The sequence below is a fragment of the Desulfobacter latus genome, from assembly GCF_013389365.1.
GTDB classification, from domain to species: Bacteria; Desulfobacterota; Desulfobacteria; order Desulfobacterales; family Desulfobacteraceae; genus Desulfobacter; species Desulfobacter latus.
Map to the genome: position 1 here is coordinate 34,231 of NZ_JACADJ010000029.1, position 7,979 is coordinate 42,209.

The window sequence follows — 7,979 nt, forward strand, 5'->3', positions numbered from 1 at the left end:
AATTGAGTATCCGGCCTTGGTCATATTTCAGGATCCGGGCGCGCGGGCGTCCCGCCCGCAGTAACGATACCGGCAGGACGCCCGCGCGCCTAGGCTAAGTTATTTGGGAACTGGATTAAAAATCAGTAAAATCATCGTCATCCAGCGGAATCACCTGGTCCGGCCGGACCTCTCTGGATGATGCCTGGCCCAACGTCTTTTTCTTCGTCGCATACATGGATGTTGGGGAAGAAGCAATGGATTTGATATGCGTCCGTCCGGATATCGATTCGTTTTGGCTGCCGCTGCCCTTGACCAGAAGTACCAGGTCCCCCACATACTCCTTGAGCTGTTCGGCCTGGGCGCTCATTTCCTCTGATGCTGACGCCGATTCCTCGGCATTGGCGGCATTCTGCTGTACCACCTTATCCATTTCCGAGATCGCTAAATTGACTTGTTCAATGCCGTTGGCCTGCTCATTGGAGGCTTCGGATATTTCGGTCACGATCTCCCCGACTTTACCGGAACTTTGGGCCACTTGTGAAAAGGCCTCATTGGTGGTGGAGACCAGTTCAGCGCCCTGATTAACCTTTTTTACGGTGTCTTCAATTAAGGTTGCGGTATTTTTGGCGGCTTCCGCGGCTCTCATGGCAAGGTTTCTGACCTCATCCGCCACCACGGCAAATCCGGCCCCGGCTTCACCGGCCCGGGCCGCTTCCACCGCCGCATTCAATGCCAGAAGATTGGTCTGGAATGCAATTTCATCAATGGTTTTGATGATTTTGGAGGTTTCCTCGCTGGCTTTTGAGATCTCGCTCATGGAGGTATTTAAATCATCCATGGAATCATTGGCCGTTTTAACCACCTGGTTGGCTTCTTTCATGAGGTGATCCGCATGGCTGGCATTTTCGGAGTTCTTCTTGGTCATGGAGGACATCTCTTCCATGGAGGAAGAGGTCTCTTCAATGGATGCTGCCTGTTGGGAGGCGCCTTCCGCCATGGACTGACTGGAGGACGATACTTGCGAGGAGGCGGATGCCACCTGATTGGCACCTTCATTCAGACCGGCGATAATCCGGTTCACCGGTACCGTGATGCCCCGGGTGATGAAAAATGCGATCAAACATCCCACAATAAGCGCGGCGATCAAACCGATGGTCATAACTGTGGAGGCATTGCCAAGGGACGCGACCGCGCCGTCGGCAACATCATTGGTTGCGGACATGCCGGTATCAGCCGTGGTATTACATGCGGCAATGGTCATTTCAGAGGCTTTCACACGCTGATGACCGATCTCCTCACGCCGGATCCAGTTGGTTAGAAAATCAGACATGGCGGTTTTATAGGTATTGCCGGCCTGCCGGACCGCTTCAATTTTTTTCAGGTTTTCTGATGAATGGGTTACGGCTTTGAGGGCATCCAGTTTGTCATTCACTTTGAAAAAATGTTCCATGGCGGTTTTCATTACTGCCGGACTTCTCAGTGCCTGGGCCTTAAATGCACCGATACGCGCATCATTTCCCAAATCTATCACATCATTCACCAGGGTTATTTTATGGTGTCGATCCATCATATCCCGGCTTAATTTTTCCTGCTGCCCTTTGAGGTATTCATTACAATTGTTCGTATAGACTGCTACATTTTTGTCCATTTGGGCCTTGAGCCGGGCCAGTATATCATGATCCCCCAGCATACCCTTTCTGAATTCCGGAGCAAAGGCCTTCATGGCATCCTGGTAATTTCGGGCGGCGGATGCGGTGGCATCAATGCGCCGGATGTCTCCTTGATCACTGCTGATGGATCGAAGGTTATCGAGTACTGTGAAGGCACTGTCCAGTTTATCGGCCGCCGCATTAATCATGTCCGGCTGATTATTGGCCTGGGCTTTATAGTTCATCACCCGGACGTTCGTACCGATATCAACCAATTGGCTTACCTGGGCGATTTTATGCTGCCGTTCGGCCAAGTTTGTTTCAAATAACTCGTTTTCATGGGCCAGAAGGGCATTGCTGTTGGTCATGTATTCGGCTGCGGATTTATACAATGTTTCGCGGTTCTTTGCCATTTCGACACTGGTGTCCACGGTTTTTTCCATTAATGCCTTATAATCATGAATCCCCTGGGTCGCCTGGTCCAGATTACCCTTGAGCTTTTCAAGATTCACGGCTTTTTCATCCAGAAGTCTTCCCGCGTCCAATGCTTTTTCCACAGCCGCCATCTCTTCCTGGGCTTTTTGATAGAACGCGTCGTCCTCGGTATATCCATACCCCCGCATTTCATACATCAGCCGGTTTACAGCCCCCCTGAGTTCCATGGCCATCTCCACTTCGGGGACGTATTCGTCAGCCAGCATCACACTCTGTGTTTTAACCGTGTTCATCTTCCAGACCGCCATCCCGCCAAGCGCAATGGCCATGAGGATCAATAACCCAAATCCCCCGGATATTTTAATTCCTAAACTCAGATTTTTCATCTTTGTACTCCCTTTCTTTAATCAATATGTTTTATTTTAAAAGTGCTGTCACTGGGGTTGTATTTGTCACATAACACCTTGAATATTTTGTATTTCTTTAATCGAAAGAACCCGGTCGATATTCAGCAGAATTTTGACCCCGCCCTCTGTTTTGGCCATCCCCATGATATATTCAGTATCCAGATGGGTACCAAAGGCCGGGGTGTCTTCAATTTCATCTCCATGGATATTGAGAACCTCAGATACTGCATCCACCACGATGCCGATGAGTACCGTGGCATCCTTGGAATCAATCTCTACAACGATAATGCAGGTTCGTTCGGTATATGGAATGCTCTCCATGCCGAATTTGGCTCTCAAATCCACAATGGGAATCACTTTTCCTCTCAGGTTAATCACCCCTTTAACGAACCGCGGGGTCCGGGGAACGGATGTAATGGGCATCATGCCGATGATTTCCTTTACCTTTAGAATCCCGATGCCGTATTCTTCCTGTTCCAGGGAAAAAGTCAGGTATTTTCCATTTTTTATGCTGGTCTCCTTGATGGCTTGATCCATGGGGCTTTTGTCTTTGGTCATTCGCTTCTCCTTTTTGATAAACAACAGAGTCAACATTTTGGGTTTGGTCCTAACATCGGCCACAGCGTAGGTTGGGTTGAACGAAGTGAAACCCAACAACTTATCGGTGTTGGGTTTCGTTCCTCAACCCAACCTACCGGAAATCCGTATGGCCTAAAATATGACCAAGGCCAACATTTTTTACTGTTGTTTACACAGATGTTCCAATAAAAGCTTGAGATTGTGCGTTTCAATCGGCTTAATCATGTAGTATAAAACCCCCGCTTTTCTGACACGTTTTTCTAGTTCACGGGAACTCTCTCCGGTCATGGTGATAATGTCGATATCCGGATCAATCTGTCGCAATTCAGGGATGAGATCATATCCCAGGTAGTCCGGCAGCATGATATCCAGTAAGACAATATCAAATGCGGTGTTTAAAATGTCTTGCAATGCCTCTGTTCCATTGCTTACGGCGTGATGGTCATACCCCCATGTTTCCAGTCTTCTTTGAATATACGTGACAATCTGGGGGTCATCTTCAACAATAAGGATTTTCATACAGTCTCCATATTAGTAACTGGAGAGAGACGAGGCAATAATAGTGCCAAATTTTGTTAAATCAACATAACTATATATATCTATTTAATAATACATCATTTTTTTATTATTATCCAATGACTTGCCTGACACGACGCAACGCAACGTGTCAATATTGAAACAATAATTGCATTTTGGAAGCCTTAGAAATGAAACCGAAATACCTTAACTTGGGAGCGCGGGCGTCCCGGAGATATAAAAAGGAGATTTATGCGTATTGTGTCAATATTGAACATTTTGTTTCAATATTAACCCATGCTTTTTCATGCGGCGAAACAAGGTGCTTCGGGAGATACCAAGCTTTGCCGCCGCACAGGACCGATGCCCGTTTGTCGATTGCAGTGCATTGACAATCTGTTCTTTTTCAACCATTTCAATGGCATGCGAAAGGTTGTTACTGTTGTCTGCGATTGAATCGGAACGGTTGGCATCAGCAGATTTTCCAGGATTGACGATCCTGTTTGACATGTCAAATTCCCCGGTTGAAAAAAAACGTAACAGAACATTTTGTAGTTCACGGATATTTCCGGGCCAGTCGTGATTGAGAATCTGTGTCGTAATATGGTTGGGAATTTTTTTAACGGGACTGTCTTGGGCGTACATATCGGTAAAATGATCAAGCAAGAGTGGAATATCTTCTTTTCGATCTTTTAACGGGGGGAGAAAGATGGGAATGACCTGAATACGGTAATAGAAATCCTCCCGCATAAATCCGTCACCAACCAGTTGTTTTAAATTTTTGTTGGTGGCGGCAACAATCCGGAAATCCGATCTATGCTTGGATTGGCTGCCGATGGGATAGTATCCGCCGCCGTCAATGGCCCGCAGCAATTTGACCTGCATGCCTACCGGCAGGTCTCCGATCTCATCCAGAAACAAGGTACCGGTATCTGCCAGATCCAGATATCCGTGTTTGTCAAATGCCGCACCGGTAAAGGCGCCTTTTTTATAGCCAAAAAATTCGCTTTCCATCAGCGGTTCAGGAATGGCGCCGCAGTTAATGGTCACAAATTCCTCGGCATTCCGGGGGCTCATATCATGAATGGCTCTGGCAACCAGTTCTTTACCTGTACCGGACGCCCCGTAGATGGAAACATTGGCATCGGATTTGGCAGCGGTCAGTATCTGATCATATACGTTCTGCATGGCCGGACTCATGCCGATAATATTCTGAAACCGGTACCGGTCTTTTATGCCGGCTTCCACCTCTTTAAGCGCTTCATCGGTCTGTATGCGTTCGATAATTTTCCCAAGCCGTTCGCAGACACTATGGATCAAATCCCGTTCCTGGTTAAGAAAAGGCTTTTTATCTAACTGATCTTCAAGGTGATTGATTTGCGCAATCAATTTATTATAGTTCTGATTTTGATTCATATCAACCTGTTGCACCAAGCGCGTTGGCAATGGCATTAACACACTGCAAAAGGGCAAACAGATAATGATCTTCTTCTTTGGACGTCGCCTTTTTAGCTTTGCGCCATTTCCGCAGCAGTTCAACCTGCGCATCGTGCAAATTATTAAGGGCCTCGGCCCTGAGTATGGTTGAGTAATAATGATTAATGCGGCGTTCGTTAATGGGCCGTTTCAACAGATCAGCCAGCATCTTGCGCGTTAAGTACAGCTCGGTTTTAATCATCTCCATGATTCGCTCGCGAATCTGAACCGCTTCAACCAGCGACGCATACTTTTCCATAATCCGTACATCCGTCGATGCCAGGCTGCTATCCAAATTGGTCATTACATAACGAATCAAGGGATCATATTCAACAAAATTAAGTAAATTTTCATATTCTTCCGGGTGTTCGTTTTTCAACTCATTCAACGTGGACCCAACACCGTACCAACTGGTAATATTGAAGCGCGATTGGGACCAGCTGAACACCCAGGGAATTGCCCGGAGGTCCTCCATGCAACGTTTCCCGGTACGACGTGCCGGGCGGGAACCAATCTTGCTGGACTCAATCACATCAATCGGGGTTGCCTGGGAAAAGAAGGTGATAAAATCAGGATCGGAAATCAGTTGCAGGTAATAATGGCGGCCCCGATCACCTAACCGCCGGAATAAGCTTTCAACGTCTTCTCGCTTGCCTTTTGTATTTTCGTGCAACACGGTTTGGGCGGTGACACTTGAAACCATCAGCTCCAGGTTATAGGCCGCATTGACCAGGTTGGCATATTTTCGTTCGATCGTCTCGCCCTGCTCTGTGACACGAAACTTCCCATTGATTGATCCGTGCGGCAAAGTTTTGATAAACCAATGGCTTGGCCCCGCACCGCGGCTGATGCTCCCCCCGGTACCATGGAAAAAACGGATTTTCACACCGTGTTTTTCGCCTGTTCCGGTCAATTCTTTCTGTGCCTCAAACAAGCACCAGGCGCTGGCCAGCATTCCGCCGTCCTTATTACTGTCGGAATAACCGATCATCACATCCTGAATCAATTCGCCATTGGGATTCTCCGACGATTGCATCTGCAAACTGTTTTTCACAATTGAACAGCTCAGGAAATCATCCATAATGCCTGGGCCGGCCTTCAAGTCTTCGATCGTTTCAAAGAGCGGCACAACAGGCAGAACCGCCCCGAGCCGGCCCTCTTTTTTCACAATTAAACCCACTTCGCGCATGAACAGGTAAACGGTGAGCAGATCCTCGGTATTTCGGGTCATACTCACAATCAGCTTTCCAAACGCATTGGAGGTGTACCGTTGAACATGATCACTGACGACCTCAAAGGTCCCAATCACATTTCGTCCTTCCGGATCAAGGCTTTTATGCTGCACCAGAAACGGACGGTTGATTTTCAGTTCCTGATCCAGGAAAGCCCGCCTGGCCTCCTGGGAATCTTCGATCCGTGCGGCTGCGTCAGCCCCCAGTGATGCGGTCACCAACTGTTTCAAGGCCTTCTCATGATAATCACTGTTTTGACGGATATCCAACTTTGCTAAATAAAACCCGAAAATCTTCAAAATTCGTTTTGCCCACCCAACATCAACATGGGCGACCTGGCCGATCCCGCATCTTTCCAACTCGTCGTGAAGCAAGCTCAAGTCGGCAATCAAATCAACGGACTTGATGTAACTATTCGGTTTATCTTCCAATTCAAAATTGAACTCCCGGCTCAGATCAATGGGAATTTTCTGAATCAAAACGAGCACATACGCCTTAAAGATCTCCTCGGCATGTTCTTCAAGTTCAACATCGGCATTCACGCCGATTTCCTCCTGGAGTTCTTTAATCCGCGCCGCAAAATTCTTGCTTACATCCGAAATATTGTGATAAATGCTCAGCTTTTGCGCCAGACATTTCAATTCATTTCTAATGATATAAAACGCATGAATACGAAGTTTTTCAAGCGTCTGTCGGGTGATCTCCGGTGTCACCAGCGGATGTCCGTCACGGTCTCCGCCAACCCAGTTTCCAAACGACAATACCGGAAGTACATCCGAATTATTCAGCGCATTCGGATCAAATCCGGACTCTTTCCAGGCCTGGCGCAACCGCTTATCCAGAATCATAATCACACTGGGAAACACATGGGTCAGATAGTGCAGAATATTGTTCAGCTCCGACGCCAATCGCGGCTTTTCAATATATATCTCTCCGACATGCCACAAGCGATGCAATATCTGTTTGATCTCCTGCCGAATATCCGCTTGTTCAATTCGGGTGTACATCCGGTTCTCGCGCTTAACCAGCAGCAGGTATAACGCGCGGTATTCCTGTAACACCACCGCGCGTTTGGCTTCTGTGGGATGTGCGGTCAAAACCGGTTCGACCAGCACGTCAGGCAATACCTTTAAAATTTGGGACTCGGTGATCCCCCTGGATGTCAGGTATTGAAACTGATTGGCCCACAGTCCGTTCACCTGGGCCATGTCCTCATCTTCTTTATGGCGGCGGCTTTGTACGGCCCCATTCACCTCAACCAGATTTAACAGCTGAAAACACATCGACATCATATGGATGTATTTATTGCTTGTCAGGTCCGGCTCTGACGGCACCGTCGAATTCAGCCACGGAAGCAAATCAACCAGCTGGTGCTGATTATTTTCTTCCAGCACTTCTTTAAAACAATTTAATAGAAAGTGAAGGTCGTCATAGGGCTTGCCCAACGCATTTTTGACTTGGGTGAAAACTGTGTTCATAGTATTATTTATTTAATAGGTTAAGAAATATATGAACTATGTATCAGTCCACGAAAATTGTCAAATTCAGCCTGAAATTGACAAAAGGATCAAGCGTCAGGTTACAAAATTATATCAAATAGTAATTTAAAGAATTAAACTTACGACTCAAATAGAATTTTTTTATTAAAATGCAAGCACTTTAAATGGCTGAAACCCACAGCCTCTATTCCTTATCCTTATAAG

General features: G+C 47.0%; 5 protein-coding genes. All 5 read right to left on the reverse strand.

Features of this window, described 5'->3' with window-relative positions; genetic code table 11:
- Window positions 1–115 precede the first annotated feature (115 nt).
- The 5 genes from HXW94_RS09875 to HXW94_RS09895 all read right to left on the reverse strand — a co-directional run bounded on the left by HXW94_RS09875 (window position 116) and on the right by HXW94_RS09895 (window position 7,754).
- Window positions 116–2,452, reverse strand: coding sequence for a methyl-accepting chemotaxis protein (locus tag HXW94_RS09875; RefSeq protein WP_178366734.1), 2,337 nt, complete (start codon window positions 2,450–2,452; stop codon window positions 116–118).
- A 66-nt stretch (window positions 2,453–2,518) separates the two neighbouring features.
- On the reverse strand, window positions 2,519–3,031 hold the full coding sequence (locus HXW94_RS09880; protein ID WP_178366735.1) for a chemotaxis protein CheW: 513 nt from the start codon (window positions 3,029–3,031) through the stop codon (window positions 2,519–2,521).
- Between the two features lie 180 nt (window positions 3,032–3,211).
- Window positions 3,212–3,571, reverse strand: coding sequence for a response regulator (locus HXW94_RS09885; protein WP_178366736.1), 360 nt, complete (start codon window positions 3,569–3,571; stop codon window positions 3,212–3,214).
- Window positions 3,572–3,832: 261 nt separating this feature from the next.
- On the reverse strand, window positions 3,833–4,984 hold the full coding sequence (locus HXW94_RS09890; protein WP_246293824.1) for a sigma-54 interaction domain-containing protein: 1,152 nt from the start codon (window positions 4,982–4,984) through the stop codon (window positions 3,833–3,835).
- Window position 4,985: 1 nt separating this feature from the next.
- Window positions 4,986–7,754, reverse strand: coding sequence for a phosphoenolpyruvate carboxylase (locus HXW94_RS09895; RefSeq protein WP_178366737.1), 2,769 nt, complete (start codon window positions 7,752–7,754; stop codon window positions 4,986–4,988).
- Window positions 7,755–7,979: the final 225 nt, after the last annotated feature.

Bases quoted from the DNA above. Each gene is read 5' to 3' on its own strand.
- HXW94_RS09875 (WP_178366734.1), bottom strand. From the start codon at position 2,452: ATGAAAAATCTGAGTTTAGGAATTAAAATATCCGGGGGATTTGGGTTA.
- HXW94_RS09880 (WP_178366735.1), bottom strand. From the start codon at position 3,031: ATGACCAAAGACAAAAGCCCCATGGATCAAGCCATCAAGGAGACCAGC.
- HXW94_RS09885 (WP_178366736.1), bottom strand. From the start codon at position 3,571: ATGAAAATCCTTATTGTTGAAGATGACCCCCAGATTGTCACGTATATT.
- HXW94_RS09890 (WP_246293824.1), bottom strand. From the start codon at position 4,984: ATGAATCAAAATCAGAACTATAATAAATTGATTGCGCAAATCAATCAC.
- HXW94_RS09895 (WP_178366737.1), bottom strand. From the start codon at position 7,754: ATGAACACAGTTTTCACCCAAGTCAAAAATGCGTTGGGCAAGCCCTAT.